Origin of the sequence: Streptomyces tateyamensis (genome assembly GCF_003205575.1) — a bacterium.
Taxonomy (GTDB): Bacteria; Actinomycetota; Actinomycetes; order Streptomycetales; family Streptomycetaceae; genus Kitasatospora; species Kitasatospora tateyamensis.
In genome coordinates this window covers 61,838-81,729 of record NZ_PYBW01000013.1, presented here as the reverse complement: position 1 = coordinate 81,729, position 19,892 = coordinate 61,838, and the positions used below count along the sequence as shown (strand labels likewise).

Genomic DNA, 19,892 nt, shown 5'->3' with positions numbered 1-19,892 from the left:
GGTGACCTGGTCCTTCCTGAACCCCCTGTACACCGCGGTGTCCTGGATCATCGTCCAGTTCCACTCGCTGTACAGCCACATCTTCAATCCGAACAGCGGCTGGGCCTGGGGCCTCGCCATTGTCTCGATGGTCGTCGTGATCCGGATCTGTCTGATCCCGCTCTTCGTGAAGCAGATCAACTCGACCCGGGCCATGCAGGCGATCCAGCCGAAGATGAAGGCCATCCAGGAGCGCTACAAGAACGACAAGCAGCGCCAGTCCGAAGAGATGATGAAGCTCTACAAGGAGGCGGGCACCAACCCCTTCTCGAGCTGTCTCCCGATCCTGGTGCAGATGCCGTTCTTCACGGCCCTCTACGGTGTCCTCTCCTCGGTCGCCAACCACAAGCCGATCGGTGTCATCAAGGGCAGCCTGCTGGACAGCGCGCACCAGGCGCACATCTTCGGCGCCCCGCTGTCGGCGAAGTTCTGGGGCAGCCACGACCTCAACGTGCAGATCGTCACCGCGGTGATGATCGTCATGATGTCGCTGTCGCAGTTCATCACCCAGCGCCAGCTGATGACGAAGAACGTCGACATGTCGGTCCAGACGCCGTTCATGCAGCAGCAGAAGATGCTGATGTACGTGTTCCCGGTGATGTTCGCCATCATGGGCGTCAACTTCCCGGTCGGTGTGCTGGTCTACTGGCTGACCACCAACGTCTGGTCGATGGGCCAGCAGCTGGTCGTGATCCGCAACAACCCGACGCCGGGCAGCAAGGCCTGGGACGAGCGGCAGGTGCGGCTCAAGGCGGCCGGCCGGCTCAACCCGGACGGCACGGTGATCAAGACCGGGATGTTCGGCTTCCTCGGCGGCAAGACGGCCGCGGCCCAGCAGCAGGCGGCCAGTGCGGTGGAGGAGTCGGTGCAGGTGCGCCGCCAGCAGCCGCGCAAGCAGACCAAGGCGCAGCGCCAGCAGTCCGGGGCCAGGCCGGGCACCGAGCGGGCCGACGAGGCCGACGAGGTGGAGCCCGCGGAGTCGGATGCCGACTCGGTGCAGGATGCGGTGCCGAGCGGTCAGGGAGCGGCCAAGGGCGCCGGCGGTACGGCGAAGCGTCCGGCGACCAAGCAGGGCGGCGGCGCCAAGCGAGGGCCGCAGGGCGGCCAGCGGCCGAAGAAGAAGTCCTAGCCCGCACCCCCTCACGATCGTCGATTTCGGCCCGTACCCGTGGGCCCCAGTTCCCAGAAACGGAGTCCTCCCGTGACGGAAGGCACCACCGCCGATCCGGCCGCCCCGGCCGACGAGTCCGCGGACACCCTGCTCGCTCGCCTGGAGCAGGAAGGGGATATCGCGGCCGACTACCTGGAAGGCCTGCTGGACATCGCCGACCTGGACGGCGACATCGACATGGACGTGGAGGGCGACCGGGCCCTGGTGTCCATCGTGGGTGACGGCAACGACCGCTCGCTGCAGCGGTTGGTGGGCCAGGACGGGGAGGTGCTGGAGGCGCTCCAGGAGCTGACCCGGCTGGCCGTGCATCGGGAGACCGGCGAGCGCAGCCGGCTGATGCTGGACATCGCCGGCTTCCGGGCGCGCAAGCGGTCCGAGCTCGCCGAGCTGGGTGCCAAGGCGGCGGCGGAGGCCAGGCGGACCGGCGAGCCGGTCAAGCTGCGGCCGATGACCCCGTTCGAGCGCAAGGTGGTCCACGACGCGGTGGCCGCCGCCGGGCTGCGCAGCGAGTCGGAGGGCGAGGAGCCGCAGCGCTTCGTCGTCGTCCTGGCCGGCTGACCGGCGGTCGGGCGAGCCGAACTCCCTGCTGAACGGTGACCCCGCTCGCACGTCGGTGCGGGCGGGGTCACCGTTCTGAGGCGGGTGGGTCCGGAGAATGGCGGGGGGATGTTTCACGTGAAACGGTGCTGGTGGGCGGGTCGGTGGACTCGGTGAGCGGAGAGGCTGAGATGGCGACGGAGAGTGCGGCGGAGCCCGACGACGTGGCAGGGCTGGCCGAGGCCCCCGCAGCGGCGCGGGAGATCTTCGGGGAGCAGTTCCCGTCGGCGCAGCGCTACGCGGAGCTGCTGGCGACGGCAGGTGTGCAGCGCGGTCTGATCGGGCCGCGGGAGGTGCCGCGGCTGTGGGACCGGCACGTGCTGAACTGCGCGGTGCTCTCCGAACTGCTGCCGCCCGACGCCACGCTGTGCGACGTGGGCTCGGGGGCCGGGCTGCCGGGCATCCCGGTGGCGCTGGCCCGTCCGGACGTCTCGGTGACCCTGCTGGAGCCGCTGCTGCGGCGCACCACCTTCCTGGAGGAGGTGGTCCGCGAGCTCGGGCTGGAGAACGTCACGGTGCTGCGCGGCCGGGCCGAGGAGATGGTCGGCAAGATCTCGGTGCAGATCGTCACCGCCCGAGCGGTGGCACCGCTGGACCGGTTGGCCGGCTGGGGGATGCCGCTGCTGCGCCCGTACGGGCAGATGCTCGCGCTCAAGGGGGACACCGCCGAGCAGGAGCTGGCCGACTCGCGGTCCGCGCTGACCCGGCTGGGCGCGGTGGAGTGGGCGGTGATCCCGGTGGGGGAGGGGGCGCTCGGCGCCGCGACCCGGGTGGTCCAGGTGAAGGCCGGGGAGAGTCCCGGTGGCGTGAAGGCGGCAACTCGGCGGGCCAAGGCGGCGCGGGCCGGGCGCTCGGGCGGTCGCCCGGCCGAGACCCGGGCCGGTGGGCGCCGCCGCCGCTGATCCCCGGTTTTCGACAAAGCCCCTGGTCGCCCGTGTGCGATCAGGGGCTCTTGCTTTCGCCCGGAGTGTCGCACCGTCAGATTTCCGACATTGCGGGCATGGTGTTTCACGTGAAACGTCGTTCCCTCCTCTCGGGCATCCTGGCCCGCAGCCAGGCGGTGACTGTTGCCGCTCCGGTTTCACGTGAAACACTGACCCCCATGCAGGAGTCGGAGACCATCGAGCAGATCGATGACACCCCCATAGCGCGGGCCGCCCAGGCTGCGGTCCAGGCGCTGGGACGGGCGGGCGAGGGCCTGCCCAGGCCGTCGGCGACCCGGGTGATCGTGGTGGCCAACCAGAAGGGTGGGGTCGGCAAGACCACCACCACCGTGAACATGGCCGCCTCACTGGCCATGCACGGGCTGCGGGTCCTGGTGATCGACCTCGATCCGCAGGGCAACGCCTCCACCGCCCTCGGCATCGACCACCACGCCGAGGTGCCCTCGATCTACGACGTCCTGGTGGAGGGCAAGCCGCTGGCCGACGTGGTGCAGCCGGTGGTCGAGGTGGAGGGGCTGTTCTGCGTCCCGGCCACCATCGACCTGGCGGGCGCCGAGATCGAGCTGGTCTCCATGGTGGCCCGGGAGGGCCGGCTGCAGCGCGCGATCCAGGCCTACGAGCAGCCGCTGGACTACATCCTGATCGACTGTCCGCCCTCGCTGGGGTTGCTGACGGTCAACGCCCTGGTGGCCGGCCAGGAGGTGCTGATCCCGATCCAGTGCGAGTACTACGCACTGGAGGGCCTGGGGCAGCTGCTGCGCAACGTCGAGCTGGTCCGGGCCCACCTGAACCCGGTGCTGCACGTGTCGACGATCCTGCTCACCATGTACGACGCGCGGACCAGGCTGGCCTCGCAGGTGGCGGAGGAAGTGCGCAACCACTTCACCACCGAGGTGCTGAGCACCGCGATCCCGCGCTCGGTCCGAGTCTCCGAGGCGCCCAGCTACGGGCAGACCGTGCTGACCTACGACCCGGGTTCGACCGGGGCGCTCTCCTACCTGGAGGCCGCCCGCGAGCTGGCACTGCGCGCGGTGGGCCAGGCCGGGCCGGCCGCTTCCACCCAGGCCGCCGCCGAGGCGCTGGACGCGGTCGGCCAGCATCGCCACACCATCGGCGCGCAGGCGTCGCCGGTGGCAGAACAGAGCACGATGGAGGGCAATCGGTGAGTGGGCGCAGGGGACTGGGTAAGGGGCTGGGCGCGCTGATCCCGCCGGCCGCTTCGCCGGCGGCCGTCGGGCCCGCCATCGCCGCGCCGACCCGGCCGGCTCCGGCGTCCGCCGGCGCCGCGGCGGTGTCGCCCAGTGCGGTGCCGCTGCTGCCGCCGCCCGGGCGCGGCACGGTCGCCGAGAAGGCGGCGGTGACCGAGCAGGTGCTGGCTCCGGTGGACGGGGCGCGGTTCGCCGAGCTGCCGCTGGAGGCGATCACCCCCAACCCGCGCCAGCCGCGGGAGGTGTTCGACGAGGCCAAGCTGGAGGAGCTGGTCACCTCGATCAAGGAGGTGGGTCTGCTCCAGCCGGTGGTGGTCCGTCAGGTCGGCCCGGAGCAGTACGAGCTGATCATGGGCGAGCGCCGCTGGCGGGCCTCCCGGGCGGCTGGTCTGGAGCGGATCCCGGCGATCGTCCGGGCCACCGAGGACGACAAGCTGCTGTTGGACGCGCTGCTGGAGAACCTGCACCGGGCCGAGCTCAACCCGCTGGAGGAGGCCGCCGCCTACGACCAGCTGCTGCGCGACTTCGGGTGCACCCACGACGCGTTGGCCGACCGGATCGGCCGCTCCCGCACGCACGTCTCCAACACGCTGCGGCTGCTCAAGCTCTCGCCCGCGGTGCAGCCGCGGGTGGCGGCCGGGGTGCTGTCGGCCGGCCACGCCCGGGCGCTGCTCGGGGCGCCGGACGCCGAGCGGCAGGAGGCGCTGGCCAAGCGGATCGTCGCGGAGGGTCTCTCGGTGCGCTCCACCGAGGAGATCGTGGCGCTGATGAAGGAGGAAGAGGAGGACAAGCCCCGGCGGCCGATCGGCCCCAAGGCTGGCCGACTGATCTCGCCGGCCTTCAACGATCTGGCGGGTCGCCTCTCAGACCGCTTCGAGACCCGGGTCAAGGTCGAGGTCTCGCAGCGCAACGGGAAGCTGGGCAAGGGCAAGGTGGTCCTGGAGTTCGCCTCGGTGGAGGACCTGAACCGGATCCTGGACAGCCTGGCCCCCGGGGAGGACGGCCTGCGGCTCTCGCAGAGCTGAGGCGGTCGAACGGTCGGGAGAACGGAAGTGGTGGGTGCATGTTTCACGTGAAACATGCACCCACTCTCGTTGTACGGGGGAGACGTCCGGTAGGGCCTGGCCCCCGGGGGAACCGAACGAGGAGGTGTGCCGGATGGGTCGCAGGATCGTCCCGCTGACGCTGGACAACCTGGCGGACCTGCCGCTGCCCTGCCGCTCCTGCGTCTTCTGGGAGCTCGACCCGGTGCGCGGGCGGGAGGCGGTGGACGGGGGCAAGGCGGAGCAGGAGAAGGAGGGGTGGATCTCGGCGGTGCTGCTGGAGTGGGGCTCCTGCGGGCGGATCGCCTACGTGGACCAGCAGCCGGCCGGCTTCGTGCTGTACGCGCCGCCGGCTTACGTGCCGCGCTCGCAGTCCTTCCCGACCAGCCCGGTGTCGCCGGACGCGGTCCAGCTGATGACCAGTCGGGTGCTGCCGGAGTTCCAGGGGCAGGGGCTGGGGCGGGTGTTGGTGCAGACGGTGGCCAAGGACCTGGTGCAGCGCGGCTTCCGGGCGATCGAGGCGTTCGGGGCGGCCGGGCTGGAGCGGCCGAGCTGCCTGCTGCCGGCCGACCACCTGCTGGCGGTCGGCTTCAAGACGGTGCGCCCGCACCACCGGTACCCGCGGCTGCGGTTGGAGGCACGCTCCACCGCCTCCTGGCGGGAGGGCGCGCTGGAGCTGCTGCTGGGCGGCGGGCGGCAGGAGCCGGTGCTGCGGCCGTTCTGAGCACACCCGGCCGCACCGCGGCAGTGGGGCATGACGAAGGGGCGAGCCCGAGCGGGCCCGCCCCTTCGTCATGCCCGGTCGCGCCCTACTCGGCCGACGGGAGGTACTCCGCCAGGTCGCGCAGCAGGGCGGCCTTCGGCTTGGCGCCGACGATGCTCTTGACCAACTCGCCGTTGACGTAGACGTTCAGCGTCGGGATGGAGATCACGCCGTACTGGGCGGCGACGGCGGCGTTCTGGTCGACGTCGACCTTGGCCACGGTCAGCTTGCCCTCGTACTCCTCGGCGATGGCCTCCAGGACCGGGGCCACCTGCTTGCACGGGCCGCACCAGGTGGCCCAGAAGTCCACCAGCACGGGCTTGTCACTCTTGAGGACCTCGGTGTCGAAGGTCGCGTCGGTCACGGTCTTGGTGGCGCCGGCCACGGGAGCTCCTTAAGGTCGCGGAGAGTGTCGCTCAGACGATCACAACAACAGGGAGTGCGGATTTCTTTCGCGCCCCGGTTGCGGATCGGCCGGACCGCGGGTCCGGGTCAGACGGCGACCGCGGCCGCGGCCTGCTCGGCCTCGTGGGCCAGGTGGGCCAGGTACCGCTCGGCGTCCAGCGCGGCGGAGCAGCCGGTGCCGGCGGCGGTGATCGCCTGGCGGTAGGTGTGGTCGACCACGTCGCCGGCGGCGAAGACGCCGGGGATCCCGGTCCGGGTCGAGGGGGCCGCCACCTTGAGGTAGCCCTCCTCGTCCAGCTCGAGCTGGCCCTTGAACAGCTCGGTGCGCGGGTCGTGGCCGATCGCGATGAACAGGCCGGTGACCGGCAGCTCGCGCAGCTCCCCGGTGTTCGTGTCCCGCAGGGTGACGCCGGTCAGCTTCGGGTCGCCGTGGATCTCCTCCACCGCGCTGTCCCAGGCGAAGCTGATCTTCGGGTCGGCGAAGGCGCGCTCCTGCATCGCCTTGGAGGCGCGCAGCTCGCTGCGGCGGTGCACCACGGTGACGGACTTGGCGAAGCGGGAGAGGAAGGTCGCCTCCTCCAGGGCGGTGTCGCCGCCGCCGACCACCGCGATGTCCTGGTCGCGGAAGAAGAAGCCGTCGCAGGTGGCGCACCAGGAGACGCCGCGGCCGGACAGGGCGTCCTCGCGGGGCAGGCCGAGCTTGCGGTGCTGCGAGCCGGTGGTGATGATCACGGCGCGGGCCCGGTGCACGGTGCCCTCGGAGTCGGTGACCGTCTTGATGTCACCCGAGAGGTCGACCGCGACCACGTCGTCGGGGATCAGCTCGGCGCCGAAGCGCTCGGCCTGGGCGCGCATGTTGTCCATCAGCTCGGGGCCCATGATGCCGTCCCGGAAGCCGGGGAAGTTCTCGACCTCGGTGGTGTTCATCAGGGCACCGCCCGCCGTCACCGCGCCCTCGAAGACGAGCGGCTGGAGGGAGGCCCGCGCCGTGTAGAGCGCGGCCGTGTAGCCGGCCGGGCCGGAACCGATGATGATCACGTTACGGACGTCGCTCACTGCATCTCCTGGTTGGCATCGCGGCCCGCGCCACGCGGGGAGGACGGCGACCTTGCCGCCGCCCTGGTCAACGACTGCCCAGTGTCCCGCATTCCCTGCGGCAGGGGCAGCGCGGCCCACCCCTCGGGCGCCCCGACAGCGTTCCCGGAGCTGACGGGGCGTGCGGCGGCCCGGGTCAGCTCGCCGGGACCTGCTGGCGCAGCAGCACCGGGGCGGGGGAGGTGGTGCAGCCGGGGGTGACCAGGAAGACGTCCAGCCGGTCCGCGGCGCTGCGGTAGACGTAGGCGTCCACCGGCGCGCCGGCGTAGCTGCCGTGCGCCACGGTGAGCGGTGACTCGTCCTGGTGCTCGCCCACCGACTCGCGCACGCAGAACGGGGGCAGCGGGCCGCCGGTGGCCGAGTCGGGGCCCTGCGCGGTGCTCAGGTGCGGCTGTGCGCCGGGGCCCGGTGAGGAGCCGGCCAGCAACTGGTGGATCTGGGCCGGCAGGTCCTCGGCACTGAACTGCGTTCCGGTGGCCGGCCGCAGGGCCGGCGCGCCGGTGTCGGCCGGGCGGGCGGCACTGGCACTCGAGCCGGTCGCCTGGTCGTGGCCGGCGAAGAGGCCGAGCATCGCGGACGAGACCAGGCCGAGTCCCGCCACCGCGGTGGCGGCGAACACCAGCAGGCCGCGGCGGCGGGCCCGGGAGCGGCCGGCCGGGCCGGTGGCGCGGTCGCGGCGGGCCGGGGGAGCGGCCGGGGCGGGGCGCGGGGCGGTTGCCGGGGTGCCGGGCGCTCCGGGCCCGGGGAGGGCCTCGGTGGCGGCCAGGGCGAGCGCGGCGTCGATCCGCAGCGCCACCTCGGGCGGCATCGGTCCGACCCAGTCCTGGCCCAGCAGCAGGCGCAGCTCGTCCAGCGCGGCCAGGGTGTCCGCGCATTCGGCGCACCCGGCCAGGTGGGTGTCCAGTTCGGCCGCCTCGGCGGCCGGCAGCAGCTGCTCGGCCAGGTCGGCCAGCTGCTCGGCGGAGGGGTGCGACGCCGCGGCCGGCTCGGTGGCTCCGGGGGTGTGCTTCGTCATCGGTCGATCGCACCTCCTTCCTTGCTCGACTCCGGCGCGGGGACGGCTGCGGATGGGACGGATCCGCCCGCTCTCCGGTTCCGTGGTGGTGGTGCGCCCGACGGTGTTTCACGTGAAACCGCGCCGGCGGCGGCCGTGCTCCGGGCCGAGGTTCTCGGCGTCGGCGTTCCCGGTGCCGGCGTTTCACGTGAAACATCGTCGGCGCCCGGACCCCGCAGGTGGCGCACCAGGGGCAGCAGCCGGGCCCGGCCGCGGGCGCAGCGGCTCTTCACGGTGCCCACCGGAACACCCAGCAGCTCGGCCGCCTCGGCCACCGAGTAGCCCTGCATGTCCACCAGTACCAGGGCGGCGCGCTGGTCCGCGGGCAGCTCGGCCAGCGCCGCGCCCAGCTCGCGGCGCAGCTCCTGGCGGAGCACCAGGCTCTCGGCCGGCTCGGCCGCCGGTACCAGGGTGTCCAGCGCCTGCGGCTGCTCGTCCAGCGACCCGGCCCGGCGCACGGCGGCCCGGCGGGCCCGGTCCAGGCAGGCGTTGACCACGATCCGGTGCAGCCAGGTGGTGACCGCCGAGCGGCCCTGGAAGGAGCCCGCCGAACGCAGGGCCGAGATCAGCGCGTCCTGCAGTGCGTCCGCGGCCTCCTCGCGGTCGCCCAGGGTGCGCAGCGCGATCGCCCAGAGCCGGTCGCGGTGCCGGTGCACCAGCAGGCCGAAGGCCGTCGGGTCACCGGCCACGTGCCGGGCGAGCAGCTCGGCGTCGCCGAGCCCCTCGGTCGGGGTGGGCGCCTGTGCCCCTGGTCCTGCCGGTTCTGCCATCCGCCCACACCTTCCGGGGCCGTCGGACCACACCGCACGGTCCGACGGGTCAGCCGGTCACCTTGATCTCGGCCACCTGGCCGCGGTATCTGCCGGTCCCATCCTTGGGGAGGCCGGTCAGCCAGATCAAGAGGTAGCGCGAGGTGACCGGGGAGCCGGGCTGCAGCTGTACGTCGGTGCCGTTGCCGTGGGCCACCGGCTGGCCGAACTCCTCGAACTTGGTCGGCGTGCCGTCCCCGGCGCCGGTGGGCACCCGCAGCTCGGCACTGGTGGCGCCGAGGAACTGGACGCTGACCGAGCTGACCGGCCGCGCCGCGCCGAGGTCGACCAGCAGGCCGGTGCCGTGGCCGATGGTGGGCAGGTCGTCGAAGTAGCCGTCGGTCTGCCAGGCGGTGCTCGGGTCGTTGTCGTGGGCGGCCCCCAGCAGGTCGGGGTGCATCGGGTGGTCGCCGAACGGGTTGAACGAGGTGAGGTTCGCGATCGTCAGCGGGGTCGGCTTGGCCGAGGCTGAGCTGGACGGCGGCAGGCCGGCTCCGGAGGTGCCCAGTGCGGTGGGCGGGCCGCTCTCGCCGAGCTTGCCGGCCAGCTGCCAGGAGCCGTAGCCGATCGCGGCCAGCAGCACCACCGAGACGGTCCACTGGGCCGTCCGCTTGGCCAGCTGGCGGCGGCTGCGCCGCCGGGCCGGGCGCGGCGGCTGCGGGCGGGCAGGCCGGGTGCCGGGCGGCGGCGGGGTGTGCCGGGAGGCCGGCCCGGGGCGGGCGACCCGGTCCCGCTGCACCGTCTGGCCCGGGGCGGGGTAGCGGTCCGTGGCGGCGCCGGACTCGGCCTGGGGCGGCCGGATCCGCGGCAGCAGCGCGATCTCCTTGGCCAGTTCGGCCGGGCTGGTGATCGGGGCGAGCTCGCCGGGCGGCGGCTCGCACAGGGTCCGGGCGGCGAGGTCGGACAGGCCCTGGTGGACCCCGGAGCGGACCTGGTCCGGGGGCAGCAGGCCGGCGTCGGCGGGCAGGCCGCGCAGGTCGTAGCGGTCCTGCGGATGCGGCCAGCGGTGGGTCAGGGCGGCGTAGAGCAGGGTGCCGATCGCCCGGGTGTCGGCCAGTTCGGCGGCCGGGCCGGTGGCGTCCGCGGGGTCGGCCGCACCGCGCAGTGCGGCATCCACCGCCACCCCGTTGATCCGGTACTGGCCGGTGTCGGTACGCAGCACGCAGCGGGGGGTGAGCCGCAGGTGGGACCGGCCCGAGGCGTGGGCGGCGGCGACCGCGTCGGTGACCTGACGGACCATCTGGTAGGCCTCGTAGGGCTCCAGCGGACCGTCGGAGAGCAGGGTGGCCAGATCGGTGGCGGCGGGCAGCCACTCCCGGATCACGTAGACCAGGTCGCCCTCGCGGACCGCGTCCAGCACCTGGACGAACCGGGGGTCGCCGAGCAGCGCGGCCGAGCGGGCGGCCGCCAGCACGCCGTCGGCACGCGGGTTGCCGGCCGCCAGCAGGTGCACCCCGACGGCCCGGCGCAGCGTCTCGTCCACCGCGCGCCAGCTGCTGAACTGGGTGGTGCGGGAGATGCACTCCTCCAGCCGGTAGCGGTCGGCGATCCGGTCGCCGCTGTGCCGCTCCGGTACCGGCACCTGCTCGGCCGGCCCGTCCGCCTCGCCGGCGGCGTCTGCCGCGTCTGCGGCCCCCGAGGCCTCTGCGGCCGGTTCCGGGTCGGGCTCGGAGGCAGCCTTCGGCTCGGGCTCGGGTGCAGCCTTCGGGTCGGTCTCGGCGGCCGGCTCGGGTTCGGCCGCCGGAGCGACCGACCCGGCCAGTTCGGCGGCGATCTCCGCGGCGGAGAGCGGTGCGGTGATCTCGCCCGTCGCCTCGGCCGCCGGCAGCTGCACGACTGCCTCGGCGCGGTCCCTGGTGCGGTCAGCCACCGTCGTCCTGCCTCCCCTTGTGACCCGGTCGTTCGGGACAATTGTGCCCACTCTTCCGCCCCGAGTACGACCGTTGTTCAGGCCGTTCGGTTCCCGCGGCGCCCGAACTGCTCAGTCGGTAGACAAACTGATGACCGGTCAGCGTCCCAGCCGACTACGGACCATACCGATCATCCCGTTCAACTCCTCGATCCGCATCCGCTTGGCCACCACCAGGAAGACCGTCAGCTGCACCGTACCGGCGACCAGGACGGTGAGCACGCTGCCGAGCCAGCCGCCGAGCAGGGCGGACAGTGCCAGCTCGACCAGCAGACCGGCCAGCGCGGCAGGCAGGCAGGCGATCGCCAGCCGGGCGTAGGTGCGGGCGATCCGGCCCGAGTCCAGCCCGCCGATCCGCCGCTTGAGCTTGGGCACCGCCACCCCCACGCCCACCGCGTACGCCGCCCCGTAGCCCAGCGCCATCCCGGTGACCGCCCACTGGGCCGGCAGCACCAGGTAGCAGAGCATCGCGGTGCCGGCCTGGGCGACGGCCACCCAGACGGTGTTGGAGAACGGGGTACGGGTGTCCTCGTAGGCGTAGAAGCCGCGCAGCAGCACGTACTGCACCGAGTAGGGGATCAGGCCCAGTGCGAAGGCGGAGAGCATGAAGCCGACCTGGGTGGTGCTGTGCGCCACGCTGCCGCCGTTGCCCAGCCCGTAGATGGCGGTGCCGATCTGCGGGCCGAGCACCAGGAAGAGGAAGGCGGCCGGCACGATCGCCACCGCCGAGGTGCGCAGCCCGTACGAGAGGTCGTCCCGCACCGCACCGGCGTCCCCGTCGGCCGCCGCCCGGGAGAGCCGGGGGAGCACCGCGCTCATCACCGAGACGGTGACCACCGCCATCGGCAGCTGCCAGATCAGCAGCGCGTTGGAGTACGCCGCCAGGCCCACCCCCAGGTGGCCGTCGGCGGCCGCCTCCCGGCCCGCCGCGGTGGCCAGCTGGGTGACCACCAGGTAGCCCGCCTGGTTGGCCAGCACGAACAGGAAGGTCCACTTGGCCAGCCGGGCCGCCTTGCCCAGGCCGTGCCCGCGCCAGTCGAACCGCGGCCGGAAGGCGAAGCCGGCCGCCCGCAGGTACGGGACCATCGACAGCGCCTGCACCGCCAGGCCCAGCAGGGTGCCCAGGCCGAGCAGCCGCAGGCCCTCGGGGGAGATGGTCTCGGGGGTGACCCGGCTGTGCTGGAAGGTGCCGAAGACCCAGAGGTAGCTGCCGAAGGTGAAGATCACCACGACGTTGTTGAGCACCGGGGTCCACATCATCGCGCCGAACCGGCCGCGGGCGTTGAGGATCTGACCCATCACCACGTGGACGCCCATGAAGAAGATGGTCGGCAGGCAGTAGCGGGCCAGCGTGACCGTGGCGTCGGCGCTGGCCGGGTCGGACATCAGCGAGTGCGAGATCAGCTGGACCAGCAGCGGGGCGGCCAGCACCGCGACGAAGGCGACCCCGGCCAGGCCGGCCATCACCAGGGTGAGCAGCCGGTTGGCGTAGGCGGTGCCGCCGTCCCCGTCCTGCTTCATGCTGCGCACCAGTTGCGGCACGAAGACCGCGTTCAGCGCGCCGCCGCCGATCAGGATGTAGAGCAGGGTGGGCAGCGTGTTGGCGGCCGAGTAGGAGTCGCCCATGGTGCCGACGCCGATCGCGGCGGCGATCACCATGGTGCGCAGGAAGCCGGTGGCCCGGGAGACCAGGGTGCCGGCCGCCATCACCGCGCTGGAACCCAGCAGGCCGGGCAGCCGGCCGCCCGGCGCGGGCGGCTGCGGGTCCTCGGGGAGCTCCCCGGGCGGTTCCCCCTCGGCGGGGCGCGGTCGGCCCCCTGCGGGCGGCTGCGCGCCCGTCTCGGCGGGACGCAGCGGCGGGTCGAACTCGATCACCGGAACGGCCGGGCGGCCGGACTCGGCGGCCACCGCGCCGGCCGCCGGGCCGAGCAGCGCGTCCACGCCCAGGAAGTCGGTGCCCAGCTCCTCCTCGGCGGGCGCCGCGGGTGCCTCGGCTCCCTCGGCCGCGGCCCGGGCCCACCGGGAGGCCGGCACCACCGGCTCCTGCAGCGGCTCGGCGCCCTCCGACTGCTGGCTGGGCAGTTCGGCGGGCTCCTCCTCGGCGGGTCCGGGCGATCCATGGGCGAGGCCGGGCTCCGCACCGGGGAGGGCGGGCTCCTCCTCGATGACGGGTGCGGCGACGGCGTCGGCCGCAGCCGGGGCAGACCCGGTCGGCTCGGCCGCCCGGTACGGGTCCGGGCCCTGCTGCGGCGCGTACGGGTCGGCGGCGAACGGATCCCGCGCGTAGGTGTCGCTGAGGTACCAGTCCGGCTCCTCGGTCGCAGGTTCGTTGGCGCCGCGCTCGCTCATGCCACCTCATCGCTGTCCGGATTCGGTCCTCGTCGAGGCCTACTGTCTCATCACCATGCGGCAGAATCCGGACTTTCCACGCGGGGCCTAAGGGTGCGCCGCCGCCTCGTCGGGCCGCGGCGCACCGGGCTCGGCGACCCCGCCCGGGGTCTCCTCGGCCGCCTCGGCACCGTGCCCGGCCTCCTCGGTGCCGTCAGCCTGGGGCGGCGCCTGCGGGTCGACCAGCGGGGCGTCCGGGTCCTCCGGCGGCTGGCCGCCGTGCTTGCGCCGGGCCAGCACGAACCGCACGCCGGCCGCCAGCACCAGCAGCGCGCCGGCCCCGACCACCCACCAGACGCCGCTGGGGACCTGGCTGACCTCCACGTTGAAGGTCACCGCTTCGCCGTACTTCTGCGCGTCCGGCCCGACCGTCCACAGCTGGGCGGTCATCGCCACGGTGCCGTTGCCCACCGCCTGGGCCTGGAACCGCGGCGAGGTGCTCTGACCGGCCGGCAGCTCGATCGAGTGCTGGCTGGTCACCCGCAGCCGGTTCGGCTGGCTGGAGGTCAGCCGCAGCTCCAGGTTGACCACCGGCTGGTGCAGGTCGTTGCGGACGCTGACCTGGATCAGCCCGGAGTCGCCGGCCAGCGTCAGGCTGCTGCTCTTCGGCGGGATGCTCACCGCGGTCTTCAGCTGCGTCAGGTAGGCCTGGCTGTTGGCCAGGTACCCGGCGGCACCGCTCGGGTCGCCGCGCCAGGCGGTGGAGACCGAGCGGGCCATCGAGGCCCCGAACGGGGCGCTCACCCGGGACGGCACGGTGAGGATCCGGACCATCAGCTCCACGTCGTGCTGCATCGCGGCCACCGACTGGAAGGTGGCGGCGGGCAGCTCCGAGCCGCGCAGGTCGGCGGGGTAGGGCTCGGCGATCGAAGTGCCGGCGCCCTTGTCGGCGGGGGTCCTGGCCACCTCGTCCAGGCCGGCCCAGGCGGTCCAACCGGCCTTCTGCGCGGTCTTCAGCGCGTCGTGCAGCACCTGGGCGGTGGCGGTGGTCAGCGTGCGCGGCGGCATCACCAGCAGGGTGCGCTGCTGGGTGGTCCGCTGCAGGGTGACGGCCAGCGTCTCGGCGAGCAGCCGCTGGGTGGCCTGGGCCCTGGCGTCCGCGGTGGTCAGGTCGGACTGCAGTTGGTTGGCGATGGTGCTGTCGGCCGCCACCGCGGTCTGACCGGTGCTCAGCTGGCGGGCGGCGTTGGCCGTGTAGGACAGCTGGTCCGGCACGCTCGCGCTGCTCACCAGCAGCTCGCTCGCGCCGAGCTGCTGGGCGGCCTGCGCGGTCGGCTGGTCCAGCGCGCCCTGGTAGGGCCAGCCCACGCTGTCCTTGGGGTCGACCGACAGCCGGCCCTCGACGGTCAGCCGGCCCTCCAGCCGGGCCCGGTCGAGCTCGGTCTCCAGCCCGGCGACGCCGTTGGCGTTGTGCGCGATCGAGGCCAGGTCGGGGTCGCCGTAGGGCAGGCTGACCACCTCGGCGCCGTTCTTCGCCACCGCGGTGCGCAGCTTGGCCAGCCACTCGGTGGCCACCGCCTGGCCGGTGCCGGCCACCGTGTTGGAGTCCTTTGCCGGGGCGCCGCCGTGGCCCGGGGTCTGCACCCGGTACGGCTTGGTCATCGCGAAGACCGCGTCCAGCAGCTCCGGGTCGACCACCCAGGTCACCGAGGGCAGGTCGCTGCCCAGGTTGAGCAGCTGGCCCAGACGGCCGGCCGGTGCCAGGTCGGCGGCCAGGCTGTCGTCGCGCAGCACCGGGGAGTCCTCGGAGTCCGAGTTGCTCTGCGCGACCAGCTCCGGGGCGTGGGTGAGCGGCCAGAGGGTGGCGACCTTGGTCGGCTGCACCCCGTTCGGCTCCGGGAAGTACGGCAGCACGGTGCGGGCGATGCCGACCGGGTGGGCCGACTCGTCGTCCGGGGTGCCGGCCTGCACCTCGACGGCGAGCTCGTAGACCCCGTTGCCGTCCAGCTTGAGGTCGCCCAGCGGGATGCTGATCGGATCGAACGCGGCCGAGCCGCCGGCCGGCAGGTCGCCGAGCGTCCTGGTGGCGCCCTGCAGCTTGGTGCCGTCGGAGCTGACCGGATCGGTGCGGGAGAGCAGCTGGGTGATGCTGCTGCGGTAGGCCAGCTGCTGGTTGCCGCGTCCGAAGGAAAGGCCGACGGTGGGGGCCTTCAGCGCGGTCGGGCCGGTGTTGGTCACGGTGCCGCTGACCTGCACGGTGTCGCCGGTGCCGAAGCCCGACTGGCTGACCGACTTGATGGTGACCGCGACCGGGTACTCCGGCGAGACGGTGGCGAAGGCCGGAGCAGCCTGGGCCGGCGGGACGGCTGCGGTCACCACGCCGAGCAGCGCCAAGGCGCTCGCGGCCAGTACGGGCAGCCGCCGCACCAGGGACCGCCCCCGCCGGGTGGCCGGGTACGCCCGACCGGGACCCTCGGTGTGCCGTGCAGGCTCGCCCACGCGCTTCGTCCTCGCCGTTCTGGTCAGCGGTCCGCTGGTCGGATGTGTCGGGTCACTGCGGTCGGGCCGCGTCGTACCTGCGGCGCGTCGCGCCGTGCCCGCAGTTTCCCCAACCGGCATGGTAACGACGCGGCCGGGCCCGCAGTGTTGCGGCCCTGGCCAAAGCGGCCCGGCAAAAGCCGGGGGCGGTCGGTGGGCCGGGCCACGTACCCTTTGTGCCGTGTCCAACGCCAATGAGCCCAGCACCACCGCCGCACCGTCCGCCGCTGCCGCCACCGCCCTGCCAGGGCTGAGCGAGGCCCAGACCATGGGGCTGCAGGAGCTGCTGCGGGTCTCCCCGGTCGCGGACGAGATCGCCCGGCGGTTCCAGGAGGCCGGCTTCCGGCTGGCCCTGGTCGGCGGTTCAGTGCGGGACGCGATGCTCGGCCGGCTCGGCAACGACCTGGACTTCACCACCGACGCCCGGCCCAAGCAGGTGCTCAAGCTGGTCAAGGGCTGGGCCGACGCCGTCTGGGACGTGGGGATCGCGTTTGGCACCGTGGGTGCCCGCAAGAACGTGACGCTGCCCGACGGCACCGAGGGCAGCTTCCTGATCGAGATCACCACCTACCGGTCCGAGGCCTACGACCGCAGCTCGCGCAAGCCCGAGGTGACCTACGGCGACACCATCGAGCAGGACCTGGTCCGGCGCGACTTCACGGTCAACGCGATGGCGGTCGACCTGCCCGGGCGCGGCTTCGTCGACCCGCACCACGGGCTGGACGACCTGGAGGCCCGGCTGCTGCGCACCCCCGCCACCCCCGAGGAGTCCTTCTCCGACGACCCGCTGCGGATGATGCGGGCCGCCCGGTTCGCCGCCCAGCTGGACTTCGACCCGGCTCCCGAGGTGGTCGCGGCGATGACCGCGATGGCCGACCGGATCACCATCGTCTCCGCCGAGCGGGTGCAGGCCGAGCTGAACAAGCTGCTGCTGGCCGCGCACCCGGTGAAGGGCCTGCGGCTGCTGGTGGACACCGGTCTGGCCGGCCACGTGCTGCCCGAACTGCCGGCGCTGCGGCTGACCGAGGACGAGCACCACCGGCACAAGGACGTCTACGAGCACTCGCTGACCGTGCTGGAGCAGGCGATCGACCTGGAGCAGGACGGCCCCGACCTGTCGCTGCGGCTGGCCGCGCTGCTGCACGACATCGGCAAGCCGCGCACCCGCCGGTTCGAGTCCGACGGCCGGGTCTCCTTCCACCACCACGAGATGGTCGGCGCGAAGATGACCCGCAAGCGGATGCGGGACCTCAAGTACTCCAAGGAGCTGGTGGACGACGTCTCCCGGCTGGTCGAGCTGCACCTGCGGTTCCACGGGTACGGCGGCGGCGAGTGGACCGACTCCGCGGTGCGCCGCTACGTCACCGACGCCGGCCCGCTGCTGGAGCGGCTGCACAAGCTGACCCGCTCGGACTGCACCACGCGCAACCGGAAGAAGGCCGCCACCCTCGCCCGCACCTACGACGGCCTGGAGGAGCGGATCGCCCGGCTGAAGGAGCAGGAGGAACTGGACGCGATCCGGCCGGCCCTGGACGGCAACCAGATCATGGAGCTGCTCGGGGTCAAGCCCGGTCCGCTGGTCGGCAAGGCGTACAAGCACCTGCTGGAGCTGCGGCTGGAGCACGGGCCGATGGAGCACGAGGCGGCGGTCGCGGCGCTCAAGGAGTGGTGGGCCGAGCAGGGCGCCTGAGCCGTTGCTTGCCATGATCTGCAACTGTGTGAGGGCACTTTAGCGAAATCGCCCGAAGGTGCGGATACTCACCAGTTCATGTGACTGGCCGATCAGCAGCGCGTTGCTCTGTCCGGGTGAGGAGAGGGTCTCCTCCCCGGAGGGAGAGTGGTGGCGATGACCGTCGACGCAGTGCTGTTGGAGTCCCCGACGATGCGGGCCCGGGTGGGCGACCGGGTCGAGGTGCTGGACAAGGTCCGCGCGCTGACCCTGCTGCCGGACGGGGTGCACGTGACCACGGAGGGGGTCGCGGCGTACTTCGAGGTCCCGGTGCAGGCGATCCACTCGCTGGTCTACGACCACCGGGCGGAGCTCAGCTCCAACGGGTACGGCGTGCTGAGCGGGGCGCGACTGGCTTCCTTCAAGGAAGTCAGTCGGATCCAGAGCCGGGCCAAGTCCCTCGCGCTGTTCACCCGGCGGACCGTGCTCAACGTGGCGATGCTGCTGAAGGAGAGCGACGTCGCACGTCAGGTGCGGTTCCACCTGCTGAACGTCGAGGAGCAGGCCCGCCAGGTGCCTGTGGACAACTGGGGAGCACCCCCTGTGGACAACCTCCTCGGCGCGTCGGCCGGCAGCATCGACGCCGCCGTGGCCCGGATCGCCGAGAGCGTGGTGACCAAGGTGATCGGCACCGCCGTGGTCCCGCTGCTGAACGCCGTCGCGCAGGACGTGACGCACATCAGCCGGAAGGTCGACGCGCTGACCGACCGGGTCGACCGTCTGGAGCGGATCGTGCTGGACGACGACCAGCGGACCGCGGCCCGGCGCCGACTGACACTGCTGCGGGCCCTCGACGAGGGGGTGGAGGAGGAGCTGATCGACGACCTCAGCTGACGCGAACGGGCCGTCAGCTCCGAGAGCTGACGGCCCGTCCACCTGTCCACCCGTCAGGTGGACGACCCGGTACCGCTGCCGGTGCCGTCGCTGCCGCTGTCACCGTTGCTGCCGGTCGGCGGGATGCTGCCCGGAGCACCCAGGCAGAGCACGAAGCTGTACCCGGCGTCCTTGTGCGAGAACCACTTGCTGGCGTTGCGGTAGCGCGCGCAGACCTGGGAGCCGCCCTCCATGGTGGCCACCCGGGCGAGCACCTGGAAGTGGGCCCGCTTGTCGGAGCACGGCACCACGGTGACCGAGGCGTCCGAGTCGTCGGAGCCGGGCGAGCCGTTGGCGTCGTAGAGGCAGTCGCCCGCCTTCGCGGTGGCCACCGGGCGGTCGTTGCTGGTGTCCACCGGGGCGTCGCCCGCGGTGGCGAGCGCCACCACGAGCAGGGTCACCGCCAGCACCAGCGAGAGCGCCGGCAGCAGCAGCATCCAGATCGCGCCGCGCTTGGTCAGCGGGCGGCCCGGGTTCAGCTGCGGTCCGTGGGTGCCGGGCTGCGGCGGGGGCAGTCGCCGCAGCCGCTGGTAGGCCGCGCGGTTCTGCAACAGCGCGATCAGCGTGAAGAGCGAGGAGAGGTAGCTCCACCAGCCGCGCAGCAGGGTCTGCTCGGACATGTCGCGGACCATGGCGGTGCCGCAGACCGAGCAGTACGGCCCCGGGGCGCGCAGGAAGCGCATCAGCACGATCAGGCCGCGGTGGCCGCGGACGGTGACGTCTGCGGCCGGGACGCCGCCGCAGATCCGGCAGGCGAGCAGCTGCGGCTGACCGTAGCCGGGCGGCGGCGCGCCGAAGCCGTAGCCCTGGCCGGGCGGTGGCGGGGCCTGGTACGGGTTCGGCGGCGGGAAGCCGTACCCCGCTGCGGCCGGCTGCTGCGGGGGGAAGCCGTAGCCGGCCGGGGCGGGCGGCTGCTGGGGCGGGAAGCCGTAGCCGGCCGCTGCGGCTGGCTGCTGGGGCGGGAAGCCGTACGGCTGGGTCGGCAGCACGGCCGCGGGCGGGCCCTGCGGTACGGGCGGTGCGCCCGGCACGACAGGTGCGCCCGGAGCAGCCGACGCTCCCGCAGCTGCCGGCGCTGCCGGCACGGCCGGTGTTCCCGGCGGTGTGCTCGGCGGCGCGAAGACCGGCGGCGGGGCCTGCCCGGGAACCGCGTCCTGCACGGGCGGCGCGGGCGGGGTGTCCTCGACCGGTGGTGCCGACTGACTCGGGAAGACCGGTGGCGGCGCAGCCATCGGAGGCGCGGTAGGCCGCGGCGGCACCGCGTTCGGGTCGGCCGGCGGCTGGTCCTGGTCCGGGTCGGCCGGCGGCTGGTACGGATTGGTCACGCGGACTCTCCCCAAGTCGACGGACGAGGCGTCGTGCTCCCGTACCTTACGGACGACGCGTC

16 protein-coding genes are annotated in these 19,892 nt (G+C 73.2%); 8 read left to right on the top strand and 8 right to left on the bottom strand.

What is annotated here, in order from left to right:
- The first annotated feature begins 1 nt into the window (after position 1).
- From yidC to C7C46_RS04225, 6 genes are all read left to right on the top strand, one after another.
- Positions 2 to 1,168: a membrane protein insertase YidC gene (gene yidC, locus C7C46_RS04250; RefSeq protein WP_110665816.1), complete on the top strand. Its 1,167-nt coding sequence runs from the start codon at positions 2 to 4 to the stop codon at positions 1,166 to 1,168.
- A 72-nt stretch (positions 1,169 to 1,240) separates the two neighbouring features.
- Positions 1,241 to 1,768 (top strand): Jag family protein, encoded by a 528-nt coding sequence (locus C7C46_RS04245; protein ID WP_110665814.1) that lies wholly within the window; start codon positions 1,241 to 1,243, stop codon positions 1,766 to 1,768.
- 170 nt (positions 1,769 to 1,938) lie between these two features.
- Positions 1,939 to 2,709 carry a 16S rRNA (guanine(527)-N(7))-methyltransferase RsmG gene (rsmG, locus tag C7C46_RS04240; protein ID WP_110665915.1) on the top strand — a complete coding sequence of 257 codons (771 nt, stop codon included), beginning with the start codon at positions 1,939 to 1,941 and terminating at the stop codon, positions 2,707 to 2,709.
- Positions 2,710 to 2,909: 200 nt separating this feature from the next.
- On the top strand, positions 2,910 to 3,917 hold the full coding sequence (locus tag C7C46_RS04235; RefSeq protein WP_181442185.1) for a ParA family protein: 1,008 nt from the start codon (positions 2,910 to 2,912) through the stop codon (positions 3,915 to 3,917).
- Positions 3,914 to 4,984 (top strand): ParB/RepB/Spo0J family partition protein, encoded by a 1,071-nt coding sequence (locus C7C46_RS04230; protein ID WP_110665812.1) that lies wholly within the window; start codon positions 3,914 to 3,916, stop codon positions 4,982 to 4,984. Before C7C46_RS04235 ends, C7C46_RS04230 begins: the two co-directional genes overlap by 4 nt.
- A 133-nt stretch (positions 4,985 to 5,117) precedes the next feature.
- Positions 5,118 to 5,726, top strand: coding sequence for a GNAT family N-acetyltransferase (locus tag C7C46_RS04225; RefSeq protein WP_110665810.1), 609 nt, complete (start codon positions 5,118 to 5,120; stop codon positions 5,724 to 5,726).
- Positions 5,727 to 5,811: 85 nt separating this feature from the next.
- On the opposite strand, the gene trxA is transcribed toward C7C46_RS04225, so the two are convergent.
- From trxA to C7C46_RS04190, 7 genes are all read right to left on the bottom strand, one after another.
- Complete coding sequence (gene trxA / locus C7C46_RS04220; RefSeq protein WP_110665809.1) at positions 5,812 to 6,150, bottom strand: thioredoxin; 339 nt, start codon at positions 6,148 to 6,150, stop codon at positions 5,812 to 5,814.
- Positions 6,151 to 6,257: 107 nt separating this feature from the next.
- On the bottom strand, positions 6,258 to 7,226 hold the full coding sequence (gene trxB / locus C7C46_RS04215) for a thioredoxin-disulfide reductase (RefSeq protein WP_110665807.1): 969 nt from the start codon (positions 7,224 to 7,226) through the stop codon (positions 6,258 to 6,260).
- A 175-nt stretch (positions 7,227 to 7,401) separates the two neighbouring features.
- Positions 7,402 to 8,280 carry an anti-sigma factor gene (locus C7C46_RS04210; RefSeq protein WP_110665805.1) on the bottom strand — a complete coding sequence of 293 codons (879 nt, stop codon included), beginning with the start codon at positions 8,278 to 8,280 and terminating at the stop codon, positions 7,402 to 7,404.
- Positions 8,277 to 9,089, bottom strand: coding sequence for an RNA polymerase sigma factor SigM (gene sigM / locus C7C46_RS04205; protein ID WP_110665803.1), 813 nt, complete (start codon positions 9,087 to 9,089; stop codon positions 8,277 to 8,279). Before sigM ends, C7C46_RS04210 begins: the two co-directional genes overlap by 4 nt.
- Before the next feature lie 49 nt (positions 9,090 to 9,138).
- Positions 9,139 to 10,998: a protein kinase family protein gene (locus tag C7C46_RS04200; protein ID WP_110665801.1), complete on the bottom strand. Its 1,860-nt coding sequence runs from the start codon at positions 10,996 to 10,998 to the stop codon at positions 9,139 to 9,141.
- A gap of 138 nt (positions 10,999 to 11,136) precedes the next feature.
- A complete protein-coding gene (gene murJ, locus C7C46_RS04195) occupies positions 11,137 to 13,386 on the bottom strand; it encodes a murein biosynthesis integral membrane protein MurJ (protein ID WP_110665799.1) in 2,250 nt (749 codons plus the stop codon).
- An 87-nt stretch (positions 13,387 to 13,473) separates the two neighbouring features.
- Positions 13,474 to 15,864 carry a DUF6049 family protein gene (locus C7C46_RS04190; protein ID WP_110665797.1) on the bottom strand — a complete coding sequence of 797 codons (2,391 nt, stop codon included), beginning with the start codon at positions 15,862 to 15,864 and terminating at the stop codon, positions 13,474 to 13,476.
- A gap of 307 nt (positions 15,865 to 16,171) precedes the next feature.
- On the opposite strand from C7C46_RS04190, the gene C7C46_RS04185 reads away from it, so the two are divergent.
- Both C7C46_RS04185 and C7C46_RS04180 read left to right on the top strand, forming a co-directional pair.
- Positions 16,172 to 17,593, top strand: a complete 1,422-nt coding sequence (locus C7C46_RS04185) for a CCA tRNA nucleotidyltransferase (RefSeq protein WP_110665911.1) — start codon at positions 16,172 to 16,174, stop codon at positions 17,591 to 17,593.
- Between the two features lie 156 nt (positions 17,594 to 17,749).
- Entirely contained in the window at positions 17,750 to 18,466 is a 717-nt protein-coding gene (locus C7C46_RS04180; protein WP_146258980.1) for a restriction endonuclease, read from the top strand.
- A 53-nt stretch (positions 18,467 to 18,519) separates the two neighbouring features.
- Here C7C46_RS04180 and C7C46_RS04175 read toward each other — a convergent pair whose 3' ends face one another.
- Positions 18,520 to 19,830: an LppU/SCO3897 family protein gene (locus tag C7C46_RS04175; RefSeq protein WP_146258979.1), complete on the bottom strand. Its 1,311-nt coding sequence runs from the start codon at positions 19,828 to 19,830 to the stop codon at positions 18,520 to 18,522.
- Positions 19,831 to 19,892: the final 62 nt, after the last annotated feature.